The organism is Micromonospora tulbaghiae (genome assembly GCF_900091605.1).
In the GTDB taxonomy this organism is placed as follows: domain Bacteria; phylum Actinomycetota; class Actinomycetes; order Mycobacteriales; family Micromonosporaceae; genus Micromonospora; species Micromonospora tulbaghiae.
On the sequence record NZ_FMCQ01000005.1, the window covers coordinates 300,534 to 322,715 of the forward strand.

The following is a 22,182-nucleotide window of genomic DNA, read 5'->3' on the forward strand; positions in this document are numbered from 1 at the left end:
GCGGTTATCCCCAGTTGATCGGCAGTTGCTCGGACTCGGAGGCGGCGCGCGGCTTCGGCACCTTCGCCGGCTTGGCGCGCGCCGGCTTGCCCTTGTGGTGCAGGCCGCGCTTCTCTTCCTCTTCGAAACGATCGAAGTTGAGCTGCAGCAAGAGGTCGGCGATTTCCTGTCGACTGGTGGAATCAATGGTCCACCGGATGCCGTTCTTCGTTCTGAAGAACCCCCACTCTATTTTTATGTTCCAGTCGTACGCCTCAATTACGGCGTTATCGATCTCGGCGTGCGCCTCACGCAGCCCAATTATCTGCTGCGAGTTTTCTGCTGGGTTGTGGACCCGGTTGTATGTCGCAGTTAGCCCTTCGCTCGCGTTGCTCATGTATTCGCGCCGTAAGGTGTCCAGCCTTGCGCCAGCAGTCCTCATTCGGTTTGTTTGAGGAGGTCTCGGAAAGGTGCCAAATGCCTTGGCTGGAGTGTACCGAGTACGTGTCTCTAATGTTGAAGTGTGAGTCGTTGCCCAGAGGTGGTGTGGGGTGCTAGAGAGTAGGGCCAAGTCGGCGGGATCGCTCGTTGCAAAAACTCCAAGCATGTGTGAGAATATCTGCCCGGTCTGCTGAAAAACAGGCAGCGCTAGCTTGCTCGTTAGTGCGATCACGATAACTCGGTCAAGATTCTTGATTGCGGAGTAGAGGCCTGGTGCTCGCTCTGCGTACTGCCACCACCGATCTCGTCTTGTTGCGCGCTTGTTCGAGTCGCGCTTAGGTTTGACCAGTTCCATGACTCGCTGCAAGCAGTCGGGATACTTTTGTGCCTCCTCAAGTGGCCAGTCATGGAAATCGATGACCCATCGACTGGCTGAACAGTCGGGCCTTGACGTTACATCTTCGCCGTTAAGGTAGGGGAATAGAACTCGGGTGTTTCGCTGGTCCTGAGCTATAAGATTCAGGGCTTCCTGCGGCGGGAGAGTGAAGCCGATGCCGTCAATCTTCGAGCCGTCGAAGGCGATGCTCGCATTGGCTCGTAGCTTGTGGGGATTGCCGGTGATGCGGCCTGCTTCAGTTAACGCCGTGGTTATGTTTCCAGCGGGCTTATCATCTAGATAAAATTGCTCGTCCTTTCCGGGGTTCCCTATCCAGATTTTGGCGATCTCTACTGCGGCTTCGCCCGGCCATGGAGTGCTCTTGGTCGCGCGGTAGATCACCCGTTGTTGATGGTTCGTAATCTCATCGAGACACACGCTTCTGGTGGCGCCCTCGCTTATTGAGTTAGTTGATATGAATCCGATCCGTCCCTGGCTGGCCCGACTCATGCGATGGGTGAAGTAGCCCACTACATCTGAATTTCCTGTTTTTCGTGCCACCCACTGAACGAGATAACGCCTATAATCGATGCCAAGGTTTCCGGTAATTTTTGAGCCGTGCATAAAAGGAGGGTTGCCGACCACGGCGGAGAATCCGCCGTTCTCCATCACCTCGGGGAACTCCAGCGGCCAGTGGAAGCACTCCCGCTCCGGCGTACCCTCCGGCCGGCCCGCCTGCAACCACTCCTCCGCCTGCGCGCGGAGACCGTTCTTGGCCACCTCCCGCCCGTTCAGCACGCCACGCGTGAAGCCGCGGACGGTGGCCAGCGCGTTCTCGTACTCGATCGCAGAGCGGCCCCGCGCGAGCCCGGCGGCGACCACGCCATCGGCGATCAGCTTCAACGCCTCGGTGTGCCCGTCCGCCTTCGCCAGCAGCGCCGCCTTGTTTTCGGCGTCGTGGACGTCGCGGACCGGCATCCGCTCCAGCTCGTGCCGGTATTCCAGCGCCTCCTTGACCTCGCTGGACATCACCCCGGCGGTGTTCTCGAAGAACGTCACGTGACCGGCGATCTTCCTGCCCTGCACCGGGTCGAGGTGCAGGTGCAGGAGCTGGTCCAGGTCGGTGATGCCGAGCAGTGAGTCGCCCCGGCGCACCGCGTGGTCGAGGAACTCGAACGGCCGGTTCTTGGCCAGGGTCACCAGCCACATCGACATCTTGGCCATCTCCACGGCCATGTCGTCCCGGTCCACTCCGTAGAGGCAGCGGTCGGTGACCAGGCGGCGGGCATAGAGCAGTCGCTCCTCCTGGGCGTCAGGGGTGTCGCCGTCGGGCACGTCGTCCGGGAACCCGTCCCGCTGCCACGCCTCCACTAGCCGCTTCGCCAAGTAGCGGCAGGCGGAGACGAGGAACGCGCCGGAGCCGACAGCGATGTCGGCGACCCGCAGGGCCAGCAGCTCGCCGGCCGGGCGTACCCGCCACTCGTCGTCCGGGCCGAGCCCGTCGGCTGGGCCGGGGGAGTAGCAGAGCGGATCGAGGGTGTGCTTGACGATCTCCTCGGCGAGGTGCTTGGGGGTGTAGTGGGCGCCCGCCGCCCGCCGGTCACCCACCTGGGTGACGAAGACCGCGCCCGGCGCGTACACCAGCGGGCCGCCGCGCAGGTCGGGCCGGATCAGTCCCCAGTACGGCGCGACCCGCTCGGTCAGCGCGTCGTCGCCCCCGCAGGCGGCGCGCAGGTGGGCGTAGCTCGGGCCGTCCGGCTCCTCGGCGAGCCAGCGTTCCACCTGAGCCGGGTTGGCCTTGCGCTTGTTGCCGAGCGACATCTCCCGCGCCAGGTACGGGATCAGCTCCGCGTCGTCCAGCTCCTCCAGCGCGGAGAGAGGCACCTCCGGCTGGGCGGGGCCGCGCAGCGCCAGCACCCACTCCTCGGCGCGCACCCCGGAGTGGTCGAGTAGCCCCTCGTAGACGTACCCGATCTGTTCGACGTCGAGCGAGCGGTAGGAGAGCGGCATCGCCTCGATGCTCGCCCGCCCCTCGCGGCGCAGCATCAGCAGCCGGTCCAGCACCCGGAGCATGGTCCGATCGTCGACCCGGAGCCGCTCCAGCCAGTCGAACCGGTCCGGCTTAAACAGCGACCCGCCGTACGCCGGCAGCCGCAGCGCGTCGTGCCGAGACCCACCGTGCACCGCCCGGGAGGTCGCCAGCAGCCGGCCCCAGGCCGAGTGGCGGCGGTCCAGGATGTCCTCGGTGAGCCGGTCGGCGTCCGCCCGGAGCTGGTCGAAGAGGCTGTGCATGGCGTACGACTCGGCGTAGAGGCCCTGGAGCGGGAGCAGGCCGCGGTCCTCGGCGTAGAGCAGGAAGACCATCCGCATGGTGGCGGTGACTGCGCCCCGGTACACCTCGCGTGGCGGCACCTTCGCCAGCACCGTGCCGTCCAACTCCCGGTCGGCGCGCGACAGCGCGTCGACGAGATGCTCGACCGCGGCGCGCACCTGCGCGCCGAGCTGACCGGTCACGGCCTCCTCGCGGTTGGCGCTCTCCGCCAGGAGGATGTCGAGGTGTTCGTCGTCGGTCCGGCCGAACCAGCGTCCGCCACCCAGGAGTTCGGCGAAGGCGGCGAGGGTGACCGGCTCGTCCACCCAGATCTCGGCATCGAAGGTGGCCACGCCGACCGGGAGGTCAGCCGCGGCGTGCACCACCGACCAGCGCCAGCCGTTGGTTACCAGGCCGACCGGGTTGCCGGTCGCGCGGCACAGCTCCACCATCCGGTCCACCGGCGAGGCGGCCCAGGCGCGCTCCGGTACCACCTTGTCCAGCACGGTGGCAGCGGGCCACTGGGCGACGAGCACCTCGGGGGACCGGCCGGCCATCAGCACGATGTCCGGGCGGAGCGTCTCCCCGGCCGCCGGCGGGCGGTAGGCGAGCGTGCTCGGCACAGCCGAGTCCCGCACCGCCGCCCCGTACGCGGTGTCGCCGTCGACCTGCCAGTCGAGGATCTCGCGGAGCACGAACTCCACGAAGAGTTCCGCCTTGGCGGGCTCGGCACGCAGTTCGTCCACGGCTAGCGCGAGCCGGTCGCGCACGGCGGTGGCGACCGGAGCGCAACCCTGGGGCAGGGCGGCGTCGAGGACGTCCAGGTCGAGGAAGGGCTCGACCGTTTCGACCAGGGCCAGCCACTCGGCGTGCGGACTGATCCGCCGCCCGGCCCGTCCGTCGCGGTGGCCGGTGCGGCGGGACTTGCCGGTCATCGGGCGGCCCTCCTCGGGATCAGGAACTCCACGGCCACCGGGAAGAACCGGGCCGTCGGGTCGGCGTAGCGGCGGTGCACGGCCTCGCGGGCGAGTGCGATGTCCTCCGGGATGCGGTCGAGCCGGTCGAGAAGGGCCTCCCGGTCGCGGTGAAGCTGCATCCGCTCGTCGCTGGTCAGCTCGAAGAGCGCCAACTGCTCGTGCGGGTTCTCCGCCAGCGCCTTGCGGATCGCGGCACCCAGCTCACGCAGGGTCTCCTCGGCCGCGTGAGCCTCCTGCTCGGCGTTGGTCAGCAGCATCTTGTCGATGCCGCCCTGCCGTTCGTCCCGCCGCCGCTCCAACGCCTTGATCAGGGACTTGCTGGTCTTCGGCAGCAGACCGGCCAGGCGGTCGGCGATCTCGGGTGGGCACGGGATGCTGCTGTCGCGGGCCACTGCCACCGCGTGCTCGGTCTCCCGGACGCTGGCGAAGGACGCGAAGCGGCCCTGCCGGAGCCAGCCCCCGGCGGTGATGATCTGCTCGTGCAGGCGGGTTCCGGCGCGGCCGGTGACCACGAGCCGGCCGTGGGCCAGCACGGCCGGTTCCGCCAGCGCGTCGTCGGGCACCACCCGCGCGGTAACCCGGGACAGCCGGGCCTCCCGCCCACCCGACCACACCTCGGCGCGGAGCAACCGCAGGCACTGCTGTACCAGGGGGTGGCCCAGGTGCAGGTGCACCACGTCCTGCCGACTGCGCCGCCGGTCGACCGGCTTCGTCGCCCGGTCGTCGAAGGTCACCGGGCGGGCCTTCCCGGTGCGGGGATGCGCGATGCCGGCCACCGTGCGGGCCCACTCGTCGGCCAAGGGCGGCACGGTGAAGAACTCGCCGTCGAACCCGGACACCACGGTGGGCGCCAGTTGCTGCTGATGGCCCAGGCGCAGACCCACCTCCACCACCCGGCGCACCGCGTCGGGGGTGAGCCGTAGCCCGGAACGGCTCTCGTGCAGCTTGCCGACGAGTTTCTCCACCTCGGCCGCCAGCTGTCGTTGCAGGCTCAACACGGCGCGTTTCGCGGCGGCCCGCTCGGCGGCGGAGGTGTCCAGGGCCGTGCGCCGTCGGCCGAGCATCGCTTCGGTGACCTGGTCGGCGATGACCGGTCCCACGCTGCCCAGGTCGGTGCGGATCTGCTCGACCTTTCGGACGGCCTGGGCGAGGAAGTGCAGGTCACCGTCGAGGGAGCCGGGGCGGGCGTCGGCGTTCGCGCCCTCGGTCCAGCCGGCTCCCACGAAGTGGTGGATCAGCACCTCGTCCGCCTGCTGGCCGTGCCGGTCGATGCGTCCGTTGCGCTGCTCCAGCCGGTTGGGGTTCCACGGGATCTCCCAGTGGACCAGCCGGTGGCAGCGCTCCTGCAGGTCGATGCCTTCGCTTGCCGCGTCCGTGGCGAGCAGGATGCGGACGGGGGAGTCGGCCGCGAGGAACTCCTTCTTGATCCGGTCCCGGTCGTGGGTGTCCAGCCCGCCGTGCAGCACCTCGATGCGGTTGTCGACGCCATAGCCGTGCGCCTCCAACTGCTCCTGCAACCAGCGCAGCGTGTCTCGGTACTCGGTGAAGACGATGACCCGCTCGTCCTGCTCCGGCCCGGCGATCTCCGCCAACCAGGAGAGGAAGAGGTCGAGTTTGCTGTCCGCCTGGTACCGCGCGCGCTCCGCCCACGTGGACATCCGGTCGAGCCGCGCCCGATCCTCCGCGCTGAGGGTCGGTTCGACGTCGCCGGCGGCCACCAGCGCCCGCCGGGACAGGCTCTCGTAGGAGTTGTCGTCCGCATCGCCGGTGTCGAGGGCGTCCTCGACGGCGGCGAAGGCGTCCCGCAGGACGGTGACCGGTGGCCTCTTCTCCCGCGCCGGCCGTCCCCCCTCCTGGGAGGCGATGTGGGTGGCCAGGGTACGGGCGAAGGCCGCCGGGGAGGAGAAGAGGCGCTTCTTGAGCGTGGTCAGGGAGAACTCGACCGCCACCCGGGCCGCGTCGCCCTCGCCGTTGGCGCGCTGGACCCGCGACTCGGTGTATGCGCGTAGGTCCTCGTGGACCCGGCGCTCCTCGGCGGTGTAGTCGACGGGCAATGCGACGATCCGGCGAGGCGGGAAGAGTGGCCGGCCGTCGAACTCGGTCGTCAGCTCCGACTTCAGCCGGCGCACCATGATCTGCTTGAGCTGCCGCTCGTCCGGCGGTACGCCCCGGGCGAAGCGTTGATCGTCGAGGAGTTCCAGCAGAGCGGTGAACGACTCCAGGTAGCCGTTGTGCGGCGTGGCCGAGAGGAAGAGCCGGTGCTCGCAGTGGGGCGCCAGCTCCCGGATCGCCTTGGTGCGGAGAGAGTCGACGGCGTACCGGCCCTGCCCGGTGGGGGCGCAGGAGTGGACCTCGTCGACCACGAGCATGTCGAAGGCCCGGGGTAGCCGGAACTCCTTGGGCAGCACCTCCCGCAGCATCCGCATCGGTCGGTCCCGCTTCAGCCAGTCGACGCTCATGATCAGCCGGGGGAAGTGGGTGAAGGGGTTGACCCGTACACCGCGTTCCCGGCGCAGGCTCCGCACCATCTCGGTGTCGAGTACCCGGAACTCCAGCCCGAACTTCTCCTGCATCTGCTCCTGCCATTGGATGCAGAGGCTGGCCGGGCAGACGATCAGCACCGTGCGGGCCCGGTACCTGAGAATCAGCTCCTGAATGACCAGGCCCGCCTCGATCGTCTTGCCGAGGCCGACGTCGTCCGCGATCAGCAGGTTCGCCCGGGGCATCGACAGTGCCCGCACCAGCGGATCGAGCTGGTACGGCTGGATGTCGATGCCGCTGCGGAAGGGTGCCTGGAGGAGGCTCCGGTCAGCGCTGGTGAGCGCTCCCCAGCGCACGGCGTCGAGGAAGGCGTCGAGCGTCTCCGGAGCGTCCAGCGACTGACCCTCGGCCAGGCGGGGCAGTTCGGACGACTCGTGGGCCCTGGCGCCTGCCTCGACCTCCCAGACGACGCTTATGGTCTCGTCGAAGCTGTCGTCCTCGATGGAGGTCAGGGTCAGCAGGTTCTCCGGCGCTGTGGCTCCGCCTTGCGCCCGGTCGGACGTGATGCTGCTCGGGAGCTTGTCCGCCACCACCCATCGTCTGCCCCGGACGCTGACGAGTTGCCCCGGCTCAGGTGCCGAGACAGGCCCCAAGTCCCGTGCATGGGACTCTGCGTTTCGCAGAGCCGATGACTCGCCAGACATTCATGCCCTCCCCGCGGCAGATGAGGCGGGGGTGCCAATGAGATTAAGAAAACCTTTGCCCCCCGGGCAGGGCACGTTACCCCTGGGGCGGTGGTGCTACTAGAGCGTCAGATCGGCCGAGTGGTCAACGTTCACATCGGAGCGGCTGGGCGACCACACCATCCACCATGGAGACTGGCGGTTGATGAATGTTTGTACCGATTTCAGGGATCGGTTGAGTAGGAAGCAGTGACGACGAGCAACCAACTGGCGGATTTCTGACAGTGCACATACTGGGCATGCTTCCGCCGGCGATCGGTTGGCACCCGGGTACTCAGCCGACCGGGCCGCGCAGGAACTTCTCGGCGATCGGCGCCGCGACCTTCGAGCCCGCCCCGCCCTGCTCGACGAAGACGGCGAAGGCCACGCCGCCCTGCCAGCCGACGAACCAGGCGTGCGTGTGCGCCGGATTGTTGTCGTACTCCGCGGTGCCGGTCTTGCCGTGCACCGGCTCGCCCGGCACGTCCGCCAGCGCGCTGCCGCTACCCGAGGTGACCACCCCGCGCATCATCGACTTCAGTGCCGCCACCGACTCCGGCTTGAGCGCCTCGCCGGCCGGCGCGGGCTTGGCCGGCGCCGGGTCGAGCAGCAGCTTGGGCTGCTCGAACTTGCCCCGGGCCACCGCCGCCGTGGCGCTCGCCATCGCCACCGGGCTCACCAGCGTGGTGCCCTGGCCGATCGCGGCGGCGGCCTGCTCGGTGGCCGGTCCGTTGGCGGAGATCTTGCCGGTGAACGCGTCGGTGCCGAGATCCCACGCGGCCTCCAGGCCGAGCGTACGGCCGGCCTGGGCCAGCCCGTCCGGGCCGAGCTTCGGCGCCAGCGCGGTGAAGGCGGTGTTGCACGACTTGGCGAAGTCGGTGGCGAACGGCACCGCGCCCAGCTCGAAGTTGTCCGAGTTCTTGAAGACCCGGCCCTCGACCGTCGACGTCTTCGGGCAGTCCACTGTCGTCTGCGGTGTCACCGCGCCCCGGTCGAGCAGGCCGAGTGCGCTGACCATCTTGAACGTCGAGCCGGGCGGCACCTGGGCGGTGAAGGCGAGGTTGTCGCCCGCCGCGCCCGGGCCGTTCGCGGCGGCCAGCACCGCGCCGTCGCTGATCCGCACGGCGACCAGGGCGGAGCGGCGGGTCTGACCGCGCAACGCGGTGTCGGCCGCGTTCTGGGTGGCCGCGTCGATGGTGGTCTTCACCGGCTGGCCGGGCTTCGGGTCGCTGCGGTACAGCTCGGTGCCGGTCGGCTCCACCTTGCCGTCCGGGGTGGTCCGCTCGGTGATCACGGTGACGCCGGGGACGCCGCGCAGCCGCTCGTCGTACCGGCCCTGGAGACCGCCGTGGCCGACCAGGTCGCCGCGCGCGTACCGCTCGGGGTGGGCCTGGAGGTCGTCGGCGGTGGCCTGGTCGACCGAGCCGAGCAGCGCCCGGGCGAACTCGCGGGTCGGCGCCAGCATGAGCTGCTCGGAGACGAACCGGGTGCCGGGCAGGTCGTAGATGCGCGGCTTGATCTGCCGGTACGCCTCGTCGCGCAACGTCACCACCTCGACGAGCCCGTCCGGCTTCGCCGCCTTGAGCCGCTTGGGCAGGTCGCCCAGGTCGACCGGCGGGGTGAGCGCGGGCCGGATCGCCTTGAACGCGGCGTCCAGCTTCTTGACCAGGCCGGGCACGTCGGTGACCTCGCCGGGGACGACCTGCACCCGGACCACCGGGCGCGGCGCGACGATCGGCTGACCGGCCGCGTCCAGCACACCGGCGCGCTGCGCCGGCTCCCGCCGCAGCGCGATCTTGTCGCCGCTCTCCAGCTTCTCGTGCACCACCGACGGCTCCCAGATCACCTGCCACTTGTCGTCGCCGCCGCGCTTGAGGCGTACCGGATTCTCGTAGGCCCAGTCGCCGCCGCCGGGCAGCGCCCAGCTCACCTTGATCCGGGCGGTGGCGACGTCGCCCTTGGTGGTGATGTCGCCGGTGCGTGCCAGCTCCGGCGGGTTGGCCGCGAGCGCGCCGGCGAGCGCCTGGATCTGCTTGGTCACCTCGGCGGCGGGCACCCGCCCGCCGGCCGGCTCGACGAAGCCGACCGCCTGGAGGTCGCCGGAGCGCCAGCCGCCGAGGAACGCCTCGACGGCCGTATCCGGGCCGTCGTCCCCGGAGCATCCGGTCAGCGCGCCGGCTGTGACCAGCACGGCTGCCAGCGTCGCGAGGACGCGGTGACGGGTGTGGCGAGGGTGGCGGACGGGGTACGACACGGGCATGAAGCGGTCCCTCCGGTGCTCAACTGCCCTGCACGCTAGTACGGGCCGGCGCTCCCCACCGCCCCGCCACGGCCTCCGGCAGCGCGAGAAGCGGCGTGTGGCAGTGTGATGAACATCGCCAGCCGGGGTACTCCGCGAGCGGCCGACCACGGACCCGCAACGGGTGAAAGGACAGAGTCCCGATCCGGACGTCCGGCCAGTGGTCCGCCGCGGGAGGTACCGCGCGGTAGGGCCTAGGCTGGGCGGCAGAGTGACCCACAACGCGGTGGGTCGAGGGGAGTGGCACCGATGGACCGGCGTCCGGCGATCAAACCGGGACCCGACCTCCGGCAGGCTGACACCGGCCGGGACGACGACAGCTTCGATTCGGCGACCGACGGAGACGGTTTCAGCCGTCTCGACACAGGAGTGACCGGGATGACCGGTTCCAGCATCGACACCCTCTACGACCTGGGCCTGCCTGCGCAGGCACTGGCCGACGAGTCGGAGGACGCCGAGCTGGACGAGCCCGTTCCCAACGCGGAGCGGCTGGTCGCCCAGGCGGTCGCGCTGGCCGGCGACGACCACGACGCGGCCACACTGGTGGACCGCTTCTGGCGGTTCGCGCCGGACGAGGAGCTGATCGGCTTCACCGCCGAGGAGATGCTGGAGGCGGCCCGGGCCCACCGGGACCTGGCCCAGCAGCGGGTGCCGGGCGAGCTGAAGCTCCGCATCCACGAGCCGGACGCCGAGCAGCACCACACGGTCGTCGAGATCGTCACCGACGACATGCCGTTCCTGGTCGACTCGGTGACCGCCCTGCTGAACTCCCGTCACCTGGACGTGCACCTGCTGGTGCACCCGCTGGTCGTGGTGCGGCGCGAGCCGCTGGGCCGGCTCACCGAGGTCTCGGCGGACGTGGAACCGGACGACGCCATCGCCGGTGACCTGGTCGAGAGCTGGATGCGGATCGAGATCGACCCGGTCCGCGACCCGGCCGAGCGGGAGACGCTGCGCCGTGAGTTGCAGCGGGTGCTCACCGACGTGCGCGAGGCGGTCGAGGACTGGCCGAAGATGCGGCAGCGGGCCCTCGCGCTCGCCGACGAGCTGGCCGCCGCCCGGACGTCGGACAATCGCCCGCCGGTGCCGGAGAAGGACATCACCGACTCGGTGGAGCTGCTTCGCTGGCTGGCGCACGACCACTTCACGTTCCTCGGCTACCGGGAATACCGCCTGGTCCACACCGACGGCGCGCGCGGCGGGCAGGCCCTGGAGGCGGTGCTCGGCACCGGGTTGGGCATCCTGCGTTCCGACTCGCCCGAGGCCCGGTCGCTGAACTCGATGACGCACGAGGCACACGAGAAGGTGCTGGAGAAGCGCCTGCTCATCATCACCAAGGCCAACTCGCGCGCCACTGTGCACCGGTCGGCGTACCTCGACTACATCGGCTTCAAGATCTTCAACGAGGCCGGCGAGGTGGTCGGCGAGCGGCGCTTCCTGGGCCTGTTCTCCACCGCCGCGTACCGGACCAGCGTGCAGGAGCTGCCGGTGGTCCGGCGCAAGGTCGCCGAGGTGCTGGACCGCTCGGGCCTGAGCCTGCGCAGCCACTCCGGCAAGGACCTGTTGCAGATCCTGGAGACCTACCCGCGCGACGAGCTGTTCCAGATCAAGACCGACGACCTCTACCACGCGGTGATCGGCGTGCTGCGGATGGCGGGCCGCCGGCAACTGCGGGTGTTCCTGCGCCGCGACGCGTACGGGCGGTTCATCTCCTGCCTGATCTACCTGCCGCGGGACCGGTTCACCACGCAGAACCGGCTGCGCATGCAGGACATCCTGCTGCGCGAGCTGAACGGCGTCGGCGTCGACTACACCACGCGGGTGACCGAGTCCATGCTGGCCCGGGTGCACTTCATCGTGCGCACCGACCCGAACAACCCGCCCGGTGAGATCGACGCCGACCTGCTCGCCGAGGAACTGGCCGACGCGACCCGGCTCTGGGACGACGACTACCGGCTGGTGCTGGAACGCAAGCTCGGCGACGAGCAGGCCAAGCACCTGTTCGCCCGGTACGCCGACGCGTTCCCGGAGGGCTACAAGGACGGGCACACGCCGTACGAGGCGATGAAGGACCTGGCGAAGCTGGAGCTGCTGGAGGAGCCCGGCCAGCTGGAGATGCACCTGTTCCGCAAGCAGGCGCCGCCGCGTCCGTACGCGGCCCGCGCCGCCGACGCCGACGAGGCGATGGACGTGCGGTTCAAGGTCTACCGGTACGGCGAGCCGATGATGCTCTCCGCCGTGCTGCCGGTGCTGCACTCGCTCGGCGTGAAGGTGGTCGACGAGCACCCGTACGAGGTGGAGCGCGTCGACGGCCGGATCTGGCTCTACGACTTCGGTCTGGAGCTGCCCGAGCGGCACCAGGACCTGGCCGAGGTGCGCCCGCACGTGGAGAACGCCTTCGCCGCCGCCTGGCGGGGCGAGGCCGAGGTGGACGGCTTCAACGAGCTGGTGCTGCGGGCCGGGCTCACCTGGCGGCAGGTCGTCGTGCTGCGCGCGTACGCGAAGTACCTGCGGCAGGCCGGCACCGTGTTCTCCCAGGAGTACATGGAGCAGACGTTCATCGCGTACCCGCAGATCGCCGAACTGCTGGTGAAGCTGTTCGAGACCCGGTTCGCCCCGGGCGCGACCACGCTCGACGAGCGGCGGCAGCGCAGCGGCGAGCTGGTCGACGCGATCGGCGAGGCGCTCGACGAGGTGGCCAGCCTCGACCAGGACCGCATCCTGCGGGCCTACCTGACGTTGATCCAGGCCACGCTGCGGACCAGCTTCTACCAGAAGCCGGTGGGCGGCCGGCCCAAGGCGTACGTGGCGTTCAAGCTCGACCCGCAGGCCATCCCGGACCTGCCGGCGCCGCGGCCCAAGTTCGAGATCTTCGTCTACTCGCCCCGGTTCGAGGGCGTGCACCTGCGGTACGGGCCGGTGGCCCGCGGCGGCCTGCGCTGGTCCGACCGGCGCGAGGACTTCCGGACCGAGGTGCTCGGCCTGGTCAAGGCGCAGATGGTGAAGAACGCGGTGATCGTGCCGGTCGGCGCCAAGGGCGGCTTCGTGCTCAAGCAGAAGCCGGGCGACCGGGACGAGGCGGTGATCTGCTACAAGGAGTTCATCTCCGCGCTGCTCGACGTCACCGACAACATCGTCAGCGGCGAGATCGTGCCGCCCGAGGACGTGGTCCGGCACGACGGCGACGACCCGTACATGGTGGTGGCCGCCGACAAGGGCACCGCGACGTTCTCCGACATCGCCAACGAGATCTCCGAGGCGCACAGCTTCTGGCTCGGCGACGCGTTCGCCTCCGGCGGCTCGGCCGGCTACGACCACAAGAAGATGGGCATCACCGCCCGGGGCGCCTGGGAGTCGGTGAAGCGGCACTTCCGGGAGCTGGGGCACGACACCCAGACGCAGGACTTCACTGTGGTCGGCGTCGGCGACATGTCCGGCGACGTGTTCGGCAACGGGATGCTGCTGTCCGAGCACATCCGGCTGGTGGCCGCGTTCGACCACCGGCACATCTTCCTCGACCCGGACCCGGAGTCGGCCCGCTCCTTCCAGGAACGCAAGCGGCTGTTCGACATGCCGCGCTCGTCGTGGGAGGACTACGACCGCGAGCTGATCTCCGAAGGCGGCGGCGTGTACCCGCGTACGGCGAAGTCGGTGCCGGTCTCGCCGCAGGTCCGCGCGGTGCTCGGCCTCGACGAGGACGTCACGCAGCTCAGCCCGCAGGAGCTGATGAAGGCGATCCTCACCGCGCCGGTCGACCTGTTCTGGAACGGCGGCATCGGCACCTACGTCAAGGCGTCCAGCCAGACCAACGCCGAGGTGGGGGACAAGTCCAACGACGCCATCCGGGTGGACGGCAAGGGCCTGCGCTGCCGGGTGGTCGGCGAGGGCGGCAACCTGGGCTTCACCCAGCAGGGCCGGATCGAGTACGCCTCGACCGGCGGCCGCATCTACACCGACTTCATCGACAACGCGGCCGGGGTGGACTGCTCCGACCACGAGGTCAACATCAAGATCCTGCTCAACACGGCTGTGGCCGACGGTGAGCTGGACCGGCCGGAGCGCGACGAGCTGCTGGCCCGGATGACCGACGAGGTCGCCGAGCTGGTGCTGCGGGACAACTACGACCAGGCGCGGGCGCTCAACAACGCCCAGGCCCAGGCCGCCTCGTTGCTGCCGGTGCACCGGCGGATGATCAACGAGCTGGAGCGGTCCGGCGCGCTGAACCGTTCGCTGGAGGCGCTGCCGTCGGACGAGGAACTGGCGGTCCGCACCGAGAGCGGGCTGACGCCGCCGGAGTTCGCGGTGGTGCTCGCGTACGTCAAGATCGTGCTGGAGCGCGAGATCGTCGGCGAGGGCCTGGCGGACGAGGAGTGGACGACCGACGTCCTGGTCAACTACTTCCCGACGCCGCTGCGGCAGCGCTTCGCCGACCGGATGGGCCGGCACCGGCTGCGCCGGGACATCGTCACCACGGTCCTGGTCAACGAGGCGATCAACCGGGGCGGCATCTCGTTCGTCTTCCGGGTGGTCGAGGAGACGGCGGCGTCCGCGGCGGACGTGCTCCGGGCGTACGTGGTGGTCCGCGAGGTGTTCGGTCTGCGCGACCTGTGGGACGCGGTCGAGGCGCTGGACAACAAGGTCTCGCCCGAGTTGCAGACCGCCGTCTACCTGGACACCCGGCGGCTGCTCGACCGCGCGGTGCGGTGGCTGGTCACCAACCGGCGGTCGCCGATCGACGTGCCGGCGGAGATCGCCCGGCTGCGCGACGGTGTGGCCCGGCTCCTGCCGGACCTGGAGCACCGGTTCTGGGGCACCGAGCGGGAGGCCATCGCGGCGCACATCGAGTCGCTGGTCGGCCGCGGGCTGCCGCGTGACCTGGCCGAGCAGGCGACCCGCCTGATGTACAGCTTCGGCCTGCTCGACATCGTCGAGACGGCGCAGGCGACCGGGCGGGACGTGGGCGAGGTGGCCTCGGTCTACTTCGTGCTCTCCGACCGGTTCCGGGTCGACGCGCTGCTGTCGAAGATCTCCCTGCTGCCACGCGAGGACCGGTGGCAGACCCTGGCCCGGATGGCGCTGCGCTACGACCTGTACGCCGCGCTCGCCGCGCTCACCGCGGAGGTGCTCGGGTCCACGTCGGAGGACGTGCCTCCGGTGGAGCGGGTGCAGGAGTGGGAGCAGGCGAACGCCACCTCGATCCACCGGGCGCACCGGGCGATGGGGGAGTTCGACGAGTCCCGCGCCGACCTGTCCGCGCTGTCGGTGCTGCTGCGCCAGATCCGTACCCTGGTCCGGACCTCGGCGGCGGCCTGACCGCTCTGACGCGCGTGGCCCGGTGGTCGGTTCCCCGACCACCGGGCCACTGCCGTTCCCGCCCTCAGCTCGTCATCGCGGCGTAGACGACGATGTTGTTCAGGTAGCTGCCGGCCGTCTTGTCGAACACCCCGCCGCAGGTCACCACGCGCAGGGCGGGGACGTCCGACGGACCGTAGACCTGCGCGGCGGGAAAGGCGGTCTTCGGGTACGACCCCACCTCCCGCACCGTGAACGTGGCGGTCGAGCCGTCCTGCCGGGCGACCACGATCGTGTCGCCGGGCACCAGCGCGCCGAGGTTGAAGAACACCGCCGGGCCGAGCTGGGCGGAGTCGACGTGACCCACGATCACCGCGTTGCCGGCCTCGCCCGGGCTGGCGCCGGGGGAGTACCAGCCGGCCTGCATGGCCTGGTCCAGCGGGGGCACCTGGACCGTGCCGTCGGGATTCGTGCCGAGCGACATGATCGGGGCCTGCACCCCGATGCGGGGGATCGAGATGGTGACCGGCGCCGACCGGGGCAGCGGGGCCGGTGCGGGGCTGGTGGTGTCCGTCGCGCCCGGGGCACCTGGGGTGGCGGGCCCGGCCGGCAGGCCCGGCGTCGTCGGGCCGTTGCCGTCCCCGGCTGCCGGCCGGCCGGTGCTGCCGGGTGCGGGCTGCCCGGCGGCGTCCGGTGCCGGCTGCCCCCCGGCGTCCGGATCGGCGTACGTGCCGCCCGGGTCGGCCAGCGGGCCGGTGGTGACCGGGCCCGCCTGCGAGATCGGCTGCGGCGGTGAGGGTTGCGGGACGGTCCGCACGGACGCGCCGATCAGACCGGCCCCGGCCATGGCGAGCAGGACGACGACGGCCGCGCCGACGGCACGCCACGGACTTCCGTGACGGCCGCCGGCCCGGGTCGTCGTCCGGTCAGACCAGGCCACCGGCCCGCCGCCGACGCAGCAGCACCAGGCCGCCCAGCGCCGCGGCGCCGATCATGCCCGCGCCACCGGTGGCGAGGTCGCGGTCCACGCCGGTGGTCGTCATGCCACCGTCGCCGCCGTCGACCCCACCGCGCGGCAGGACCACCAGCTCGCCGTCACCGCAGGTGCCCCGCAGCTCGTACCGGCCCGGCCGGGCGTCGTGCGAGACGGTGGCCTCGCCGTAGTAGACGAAGTCCTTCCCGTGCTCCCAGCCGTCCTTGCCGTAGTCGCGCTCGGTGTCCTTGCCGTAGTCGCCCTTGTCGTCCTGCCAGGCGCCTCCGCTCGCCTGCCAGTCGTCCTTGCCGTCCTTGCCGTCCTTGCCCTTGTCGTCCTGCCAGGAGCCGTGCTCGTCCTTGGCGTCCTTGCCCTTGTCGTCCTGCCAGGAGCCGTGCTCGTCCTTGGCGTCCTTGCCGTACCGGTCCTTGCCGTCGGGGCCGTGCGCGTCCTTGGTCCAGTCCGGCGCGCCCCGCTGCTCCTTCTCCCAGCCCGGCTCGGCGTCCTGGCCGTACTCGTCGTGCCCCTGCCAGTCGCCCGGGTCGACGGCGGTGCCGGCGCCCGCGCCGCCCGGCTGCGGTTGTCCTTCCGGCTGGCCGGCCGGCGGCTGGGGCTGGTTCGCCGGAGGCTGCGGCATGCCGTCCCCGCCCGGCCCGTTCCCGCCCGGCCCGTTGCCGTCCGGGCCGTGTCCGTCCCCGCCCGGCTCGCCGCGGCCGTCCGGCCCCTTGCCGTGCTCGTCCTTGCCGTCCGGCCCCTTGCCGTGCTCGTCCTTGCCGTCCGGCCCCTTGCCGTGCTCGTCCTTGCCGTCGGGGCCCTTGCCGTGGTCGTCCTTGCCCTCAGGGCCCTTGCCGTGCTCGTCCCTGCCGTGGTCGTCCTTGCCGTCCGGGCCCTTGTCGTCCCAGCCCCAGGCCTTGTCGTCACCCCAGTCGCCGCCGCGGTCACCCCAGTCGCCGCCGTGCTCGCCGTCCCGGGCCGGGTGCAGGTCGACCTTGCCGGTCACCTTCGACCAGACGGTGGCGTGCTTCTGCGGCTCGGAGCAGATCGCGAGCAACTCGACGGTGTCTCCGGCCTTCACCACGTGCGGCTTGGCGATGATCTTGCCCTCGTCGTGCCCGCCCGCGTAGGCCATTCCCGGGGTGAACGCGAGAAGGCCCGCTCCGCCGAGAGCGGCGCCCGCGACCACCTTCCCGAGCATCTTCTTAGCCATGACCAGCGTCTCCATCCCTGTTCGTCCTGAGCCCGACGTCAGTCGCGCTAAGGCCGACGTTAGACCTTTTCGCGAGTTATCCGGGGAAAGATTCGCTTTTAGGGATTTGCTGGTGATGCGGCCCCGGCGCGTGCTGCCCGACCGGTAGCGCCGATCGGGCTCTCCGCGGCGGTCCCGCGACGCCGGTCCCACTCGCGCTGTTGCCCCCTCCGCGCGGTCCACGTGCCGAGTGGAACGTCATGGGTGTCTCCGGGCCGTTTTGACACCCATGACGTTCCACTCGAGTTGAGGGGCGGCGGTGGCGGCGGGGAGTGGGGGTGTGGTGACGCCGGGCGGCGGTAGGGTGGGCGGCAGGCGCATCGAGCCATTGCCATGGAAGCGCTCCCATGCAAGAATCGCTGCACGCGGTTCGGGGAGCCACACCGCGAGCTCAGACGTCGAGGGCAGCCGGCACCACCGGCCGACGTCCGGCTCCATCGGCCGGTCCTGCGGACCGGTCGGCACCACCACCCCCAGCGCCCGTCCGGGTCGGGCGTCCCCCGAAGAACCCCCTGGCGCGCACGGCCGTCCCCGCAGGACGACCGCCGCCGCCATTTGCGCCGGGCCGTACGCGGATCCGGTCTCGCCCAAGGAGATCAGTGGCATGAATCTGTGGAGAAGGCTGTCCGGCCGGAACCGGACGCTTGCGCTCACCAGCGCCGGCGTCCTGGTAGCCGGTGGACTGGTGACCCTCCCGGTCACCGCGGCGCAGGCCGCCACCCAGTGCAGCGTGACCTACACGACCAGCGACTGGCCCGGTGGATTCACCGGCAACGTCACCATCAAGAACATCGGTGACGCGCTCAGCTCGTGGACCCTCGGCTTCACCTTCCCGAACAGCTCGCAGCGGGTGGTGAACGGCTGGTCCGCGCGGTGGTCCCAGAGCGGCCAGAACGTCACCGCGCAGAACGAGTCGTACAACGGATCGCTCGCCAGCGGCGCCAGCACCACCATCGGCTTCAACGGCTCCTGGAGCGGCAGCAACCCGAAGCCGACCCAGTTCACGCTCAACGGCACGGTCTGCAACGGCGGCACGCCGTCCACCAGCACCCCGCCGACGAGCACGCCGCCGACCAGCACGCCGCCCACGAGCACGCCGCCCACGTCGACGCCGCCGACCTCGACGCCGCCGACGACCACTCCGCCGCCCGGGCAGCGGGTCGACAACCCGTACGCGGGCGTGCAGGGGTACGTGAACCCCGAGTGGAAGGCCAAGGCCGAGTCGGTTTCCGGCGGCAGCCGGGTCTCCAACAACCCGACCGCGGTCTGGCTCGACCGGATCGCCGCCATCAACGGCACGCCGGACAGCAGCTCCAACGGCGCGATGGGTGTGCGTGACCACCTGGACGCCGCGCTTGCCCAGGGCGCCGGCTACATCCAGTTCGTCATCTACAACCTGCCCGGCCGGGACTGCTCCGCGCTCGCCTCGAACGGTGAGCTGGGCCCGGACGAGCTGCCCCGCTACAAGTCCGAGTACATCGACCCCATCGCCGCGATCCAGGGCGACTCGAAGTACCGGAACCTGCGCATCGTCAACATCATCGAGATCGACTCGCTGCCCAACCTGGTGACCAACACCTCGGGCAACGCGGGCGGCACCGTCATGTGTGACACGGTGAAGGCCAACGGCGCGTACGTGAACGGTGTCGGCTACGCCCTGGCGAAGCTGGGTGCGATCGGCAACGTCTACAACTACATCGACGCCGCCCACCACGGCTGGATCGGCTGGGACAGCAACTTCGGCCCGGTCGCCGACCAGCTCAAGGCCGCCGCCGTCGCGTCCGGCAGCACCGTGGCCAACGTGCAGGGCTTCATCGTCAACACGGCGAACTACTCCGCTCTGAAGGAGCCGTACGTCAAGGTCACCGACTCGGTGAACGGCCAGACCGTCCGGCAGTCCAAGTGGATCGACTGGAACCAGTACGTCGACGAGCTGTCGTTCGCCCAGGCGTTCCGGCAGAAGCTGGTCTCGGTCGGCTTCGACAGCAACATCGGCATGCTGATCGACACCTCCCGCAACGGTTGGGGCGGCTCCGCCCGGCCGACCGGCCCCGGCCCGTCGACCAGTGTGGACGCGTACGTCGACGGTGGCCGGGTCGACCGGCGCTTCCACACCGGCAACTGGTGCAACCAGGCCGGCGCGGGCCTCGGCGAGCGGCCGCGGGCCAACCCGGAGACCGGGATCGACGCCTACGTCTGGGTGAAGCCCCCGGGTGAGTCGGACGGCTCCAGCAAGGAGATCCCGAACAGCGAGGGCAAGGGCTTCGACCGGATGTGCGACCCGACGTACACCGGCAACGCCCGCAACGGCAACAACCTGTCCGGCGCCCTGCCGGACGCGCCGATCTCCGGCGCGTGGTTCGCCGCCCAGTTCCAGCAGCTCATGCAGAACGCGTACCCGCCGCTCTCCTGAGCCGCGGTGAGGACCACCCGCGGCGGCGGGAGTGAGGCACCGCCGCGCGGGTTCCCCGGGCCCCTGGTCGACGCCCACGTCGGCCAGGGGCCCTCGGCCGTTCCGGTGTCAGGGAACGGTGCGCTCGATCGCTGCCCGGCCCAGCTCGGCCAGGTCACGCCGGGCCCGCTCCAGGTTCTCCGGCGTCACGTCCTGGCCCCGGGCCTGCACCAGGTCCTCCGGATCCCAGGGCTGTTCGGCGCCGGTACGGATGTCGTCCGGGGCGGCGCCGGTGCCGGTGCCGGTCGCGCCCGTCCCGGCCGCGTACGGGTCACCGATGAGGTTCGGCGACCCGGTGTCGGGCACCGCGCCGTCGGGCTCGGTGAAGGTGGGGTTGTCCGGGTCGGTGCCGCTGTTGCGCAACTGGGGCACCGTGCTGTCGTCGTCCACCGCCGCGGCCACCTCGGGGGTCTCCTCCAGCGGCCGCTCGCCACCGCGGTCACGATCGGTCATGCTGCTGCCCTCCTGTCCCTTCGCGTGATCCCCGTGGCCTACCCGGTGCGGGCCGCGCCATGCGGGCGGAGGGGGTCAGGACTCGTCGCGCTGCGGCTCCGGCGCCTCGGTCGGGCGCAGCCGCTGCCACAGCAGCATCAGCAGGCCGAACACCAGCATCGCCGCGCCGGCCCACAGGTTGATCCGGACGCCCTGCGCCTTGTCGATCTCGGCGGACGTGTCGAACAGCCCCATCAGGCCGACGATCAGCCCGTACACCACGAACAGGCCGCCGATGACCCGGCGGATGTCGAACAGCCGGGCCGCGGCGGAGCGTTCCTCCCGGGCGTCCTCGGTCTCGTCGACCAGCGGGTCGTGCGCCTCGCCGCCCTGGTAGTGACGGTCCGCGTTGTCTGCCATGGCGTGCGTCCCCTCCTCAGAAGACCGGGATGTAGAACAGGGCGGCGAGGATCACCGCGACGACGCCGAGCAGCACCGGGGAGCGGTACCAGGCGGTGTCGCCGGCCAGCGAGTCGTCGGCGAGCGTCGTGTCGCTGAGGCCGTACACCAGCCCGGTCAGCTCCCGGTCGGTCTTCGGCCGGGTCAGCGGCGTGACGATCGCTGCCACCACCGCGACGGTGGCGAAGGCCAGGCCCGCGCCCCAGAAGCTCTCCTCCAGATCCGAGTTGAAGCTGATCACGCCGCCCTTGTAGAGCAGGTAGGTGGCGGTCGCCACGACGGTGCCGGACAGCAGCGACCAGAATCCGGCCAGCGGCGTCATCCGCCGCCAGAACATGCCGATGATGAACGTGCCGAACAGCGGCGCGTTGAAGACCGAGAAGAGCGCCTGGATGTAGTTCATGATGTTGCTGAACCCGGCCGCGATGAACGCGGTGCCGATGCCGATCACGACCGCGACGACGGTGGCGATCCGGCCCACCTTCACGTAGTGCTCGTCCGGCTTGTCGCGCCGGAAGTACGCCTGCCAGATGTCGTACGTGAAGACGGTGTTGAACCCGCTGACGTTCGCCGCCATGCCGGCCATGAACGAGGCCACCAGGCCGGTGACCGCGATACCGAGCACGCCGTTGGGCAGCAGGTCGCGCATGAGCAGCGGGATCGCGTTGTTGTAGACCAGGTCGCCCTCGTCGGCGCCCAGCCCTTTCACAGTGACCAGGGCGATCAGGCCGGGGATCACGGTGACCGCCGGGATGAGCAGCTTCGGGTACGCGGCGATGATCGGAGTACGCCGGGCGGCGCTCATGTTCCGCGCGGACAGGGCGCGCTGCACCTCGGCGAAGTTCGTCGTCCAGTAGCCGAAGGAGAGCACGAAGCCGAGGCCGAACACGATGCCCAGCCAGTGCGCGCCGAGCGGGTTGTCGGTGCTGCCGGTGCCCTCCCAGGCGTGCAGTCCGGCCTCGCCGAGCTTGGAGTCGCGGACCGCGTCCATCAGGCCGCTCACGCCGCCGACCTTGACCAGCCCGATCACCGTGATCGGCACCAGACCGGCGATGATCACGAAGAACTGGAGCACCTCGTTGTAGATGGCGCCGGAGAGCCCGCCGATGGTGATGTACGCCAGCACGATCACCGCGCCGACGATGATCGCGAACCAGAGCGGCCAGCCGAGCAGCGCCTGCATGATCAGGGCCAGCGCGTAGAGGTTCACGCCCGCGATGAGCACCTGCGCGACCGCGAAGCTGATCGCGTTGAGCAGGTGGGTGGGGCGGTTGAAGCGCAGCCGCAGGTATTCGGGGACGCTGCGGACCTTGGAGCCGTAGTAGAACGGCATCATCACGATGCCGAGGAAGACCATCGCCGGTACGGCGCCGATCCAGTAGTAGTGCACGGTCATGATGCCGTACTGGGCGCCGTTGGCGGCCATGCCGATGATCTCCAGTGCGCCCAGGTTCGCCGAGACGAACGCCAGGCCGGTGACCCAGGCGGGCAGCGAGCGGCCGGAGAGGAAGAAGTCCACGCTGGTACGGATCGCGCGCCGGGCGGCGAAACCGACGCCGAGCACCGTGACGAAATAGAGCGCCAGGATCAGATAGTCCAGGGCGTTCATGTCCAACCGCAGGCCGCCACCGCCCATGCCCGTGCTCCCCTCGTGTGCACCGCTGCCCGCACGTACCCCGATTGCGAAGTTTCATACCTGCTGTTCGGTCCGGGCATGGGGAAGCCCCGGCCGGGTCACCGGC

General features: G+C 70.3%; 10 protein-coding genes. 2 read left to right on the forward strand and 8 right to left on the reverse strand.

The window, feature by feature from the left end:
* Positions 1-4: 4 nt before the first annotated feature.
* From GA0070562_RS17325 to GA0070562_RS17335, 3 genes are all read right to left on the reverse strand, one after another.
* Positions 5-4,042 carry an Eco57I restriction-modification methylase domain-containing protein gene (locus tag GA0070562_RS17325; RefSeq protein WP_091422824.1) on the reverse strand — a complete coding sequence of 1,346 codons (4,038 nt, stop codon included), beginning with the start codon at positions 4,040-4,042 and terminating at the stop codon, positions 5-7.
* A complete protein-coding gene (gene drmD, locus GA0070562_RS17330; RefSeq protein ID WP_175438772.1) occupies positions 4,039-7,269 on the reverse strand; it encodes a DISARM system SNF2-like helicase DrmD in 3,231 nt (1,076 codons plus the stop codon). The genes GA0070562_RS17325 and drmD overlap by 4 nt, the downstream gene beginning before the upstream one ends.
* A gap of 313 nt (positions 7,270-7,582) precedes the next feature.
* On the reverse strand, positions 7,583-9,547 hold the full coding sequence (locus GA0070562_RS17335; RefSeq protein ID WP_091422829.1) for a penicillin-binding transpeptidase domain-containing protein: 1,965 nt from the start codon (positions 9,545-9,547) through the stop codon (positions 7,583-7,585).
* 288 nt (positions 9,548-9,835) lie between these two features.
* Here GA0070562_RS17335 and GA0070562_RS17340 point away from each other — a divergent pair, with 288 nt between their 5' ends.
* On the forward strand, positions 9,836-14,899 hold the full coding sequence (locus tag GA0070562_RS17340; protein ID WP_091422831.1) for an NAD-glutamate dehydrogenase: 5,064 nt from the start codon (positions 9,836-9,838) through the stop codon (positions 14,897-14,899).
* Positions 14,900-14,963: 64 nt separating this feature from the next.
* Here the strand turns inward: GA0070562_RS17340 and GA0070562_RS17345 are convergent, their stop codons facing one another.
* The gene (locus GA0070562_RS17345) at positions 14,964-15,725 is read right to left on the reverse strand and encodes a class F sortase (protein WP_091423312.1); all 762 of its coding nucleotides are present in this window, start codon (positions 15,723-15,725) and stop codon (positions 14,964-14,966) included.
* Positions 15,726-15,804: 79 nt separating this feature from the next.
* Positions 15,805-17,058, reverse strand: coding sequence for a hypothetical protein (locus tag GA0070562_RS17350; protein WP_254663811.1), 1,254 nt, complete (start codon positions 17,056-17,058; stop codon positions 15,805-15,807).
* Between the two features lie 643 nt (positions 17,059-17,701).
* Here GA0070562_RS17350 and GA0070562_RS17355 point away from each other — a divergent pair.
* Positions 17,702-19,510: a glycoside hydrolase family 6 protein gene (locus GA0070562_RS17355; RefSeq protein ID WP_091422836.1), complete on the forward strand. Its 1,809-nt coding sequence runs from the start codon at positions 17,702-17,704 to the stop codon at positions 19,508-19,510.
* A gap of 108 nt (positions 19,511-19,618) precedes the next feature.
* Here the strand turns inward: GA0070562_RS17355 and GA0070562_RS17360 are convergent, their stop codons facing one another.
* The 3 genes from GA0070562_RS17360 to GA0070562_RS17370 form a co-directional block, all read right to left on the reverse strand.
* Entirely contained in the window at positions 19,619-20,002 is a 384-nt protein-coding gene (locus GA0070562_RS17360) for a hypothetical protein (RefSeq protein ID WP_091422838.1), read from the reverse strand.
* A 75-nt stretch (positions 20,003-20,077) separates the two neighbouring features.
* Positions 20,078-20,401: a hypothetical protein gene (locus GA0070562_RS17365; RefSeq protein WP_091422840.1), complete on the reverse strand. Its 324-nt coding sequence runs from the start codon at positions 20,399-20,401 to the stop codon at positions 20,078-20,080.
* Between the two features lie 16 nt (positions 20,402-20,417).
* Complete coding sequence (locus tag GA0070562_RS17370; protein WP_091422843.1) at positions 20,418-22,076, reverse strand: sodium:solute symporter family protein; 1,659 nt, start codon at positions 22,074-22,076, stop codon at positions 20,418-20,420.
* Positions 22,077-22,182 lie beyond the last annotated feature (106 nt).

Excerpts from the sequence above, each read along its gene's own strand:
- GA0070562_RS17325 (WP_091422824.1), bottom strand. The coding sequence starts at position 4,042 with ATGACCGGCAAGTCCCGCCGCACCGGCCACCGCGACGGACGGGCCGGG.
- drmD (WP_175438772.1), bottom strand. The coding sequence starts at position 7,269 with ATGTCTGGCGAGTCATCGGCTCTGCGAAACGCAGAGTCCCATGCACGG.
- GA0070562_RS17335 (WP_091422829.1), bottom strand. The coding sequence starts at position 9,547 with ATGCCCGTGTCGTACCCCGTCCGCCACCCTCGCCACACCCGTCACCGC.
- GA0070562_RS17340 (WP_091422831.1), top strand. The coding sequence starts at position 9,836 with ATGGACCGGCGTCCGGCGATCAAACCGGGACCCGACCTCCGGCAGGCT.
- GA0070562_RS17345 (WP_091423312.1), bottom strand. The coding sequence starts at position 15,725 with ATGGCCGGGGCCGGTCTGATCGGCGCGTCCGTGCGGACCGTCCCGCAA.
- GA0070562_RS17350 (WP_254663811.1), bottom strand. The coding sequence starts at position 17,058 with ATGGCTAAGAAGATGCTCGGGAAGGTGGTCGCGGGCGCCGCTCTCGGC.
- GA0070562_RS17355 (WP_091422836.1), top strand. The coding sequence starts at position 17,702 with ATGAATCTGTGGAGAAGGCTGTCCGGCCGGAACCGGACGCTTGCGCTC.
- GA0070562_RS17360 (WP_091422838.1), bottom strand. The coding sequence starts at position 20,002 with ATGACCGATCGTGACCGCGGTGGCGAGCGGCCGCTGGAGGAGACCCCC.
- GA0070562_RS17365 (WP_091422840.1), bottom strand. The coding sequence starts at position 20,401 with ATGGCAGACAACGCGGACCGTCACTACCAGGGCGGCGAGGCGCACGAC.
- GA0070562_RS17370 (WP_091422843.1), bottom strand. The coding sequence starts at position 22,076 with ATGGGCGGTGGCGGCCTGCGGTTGGACATGAACGCCCTGGACTATCTG.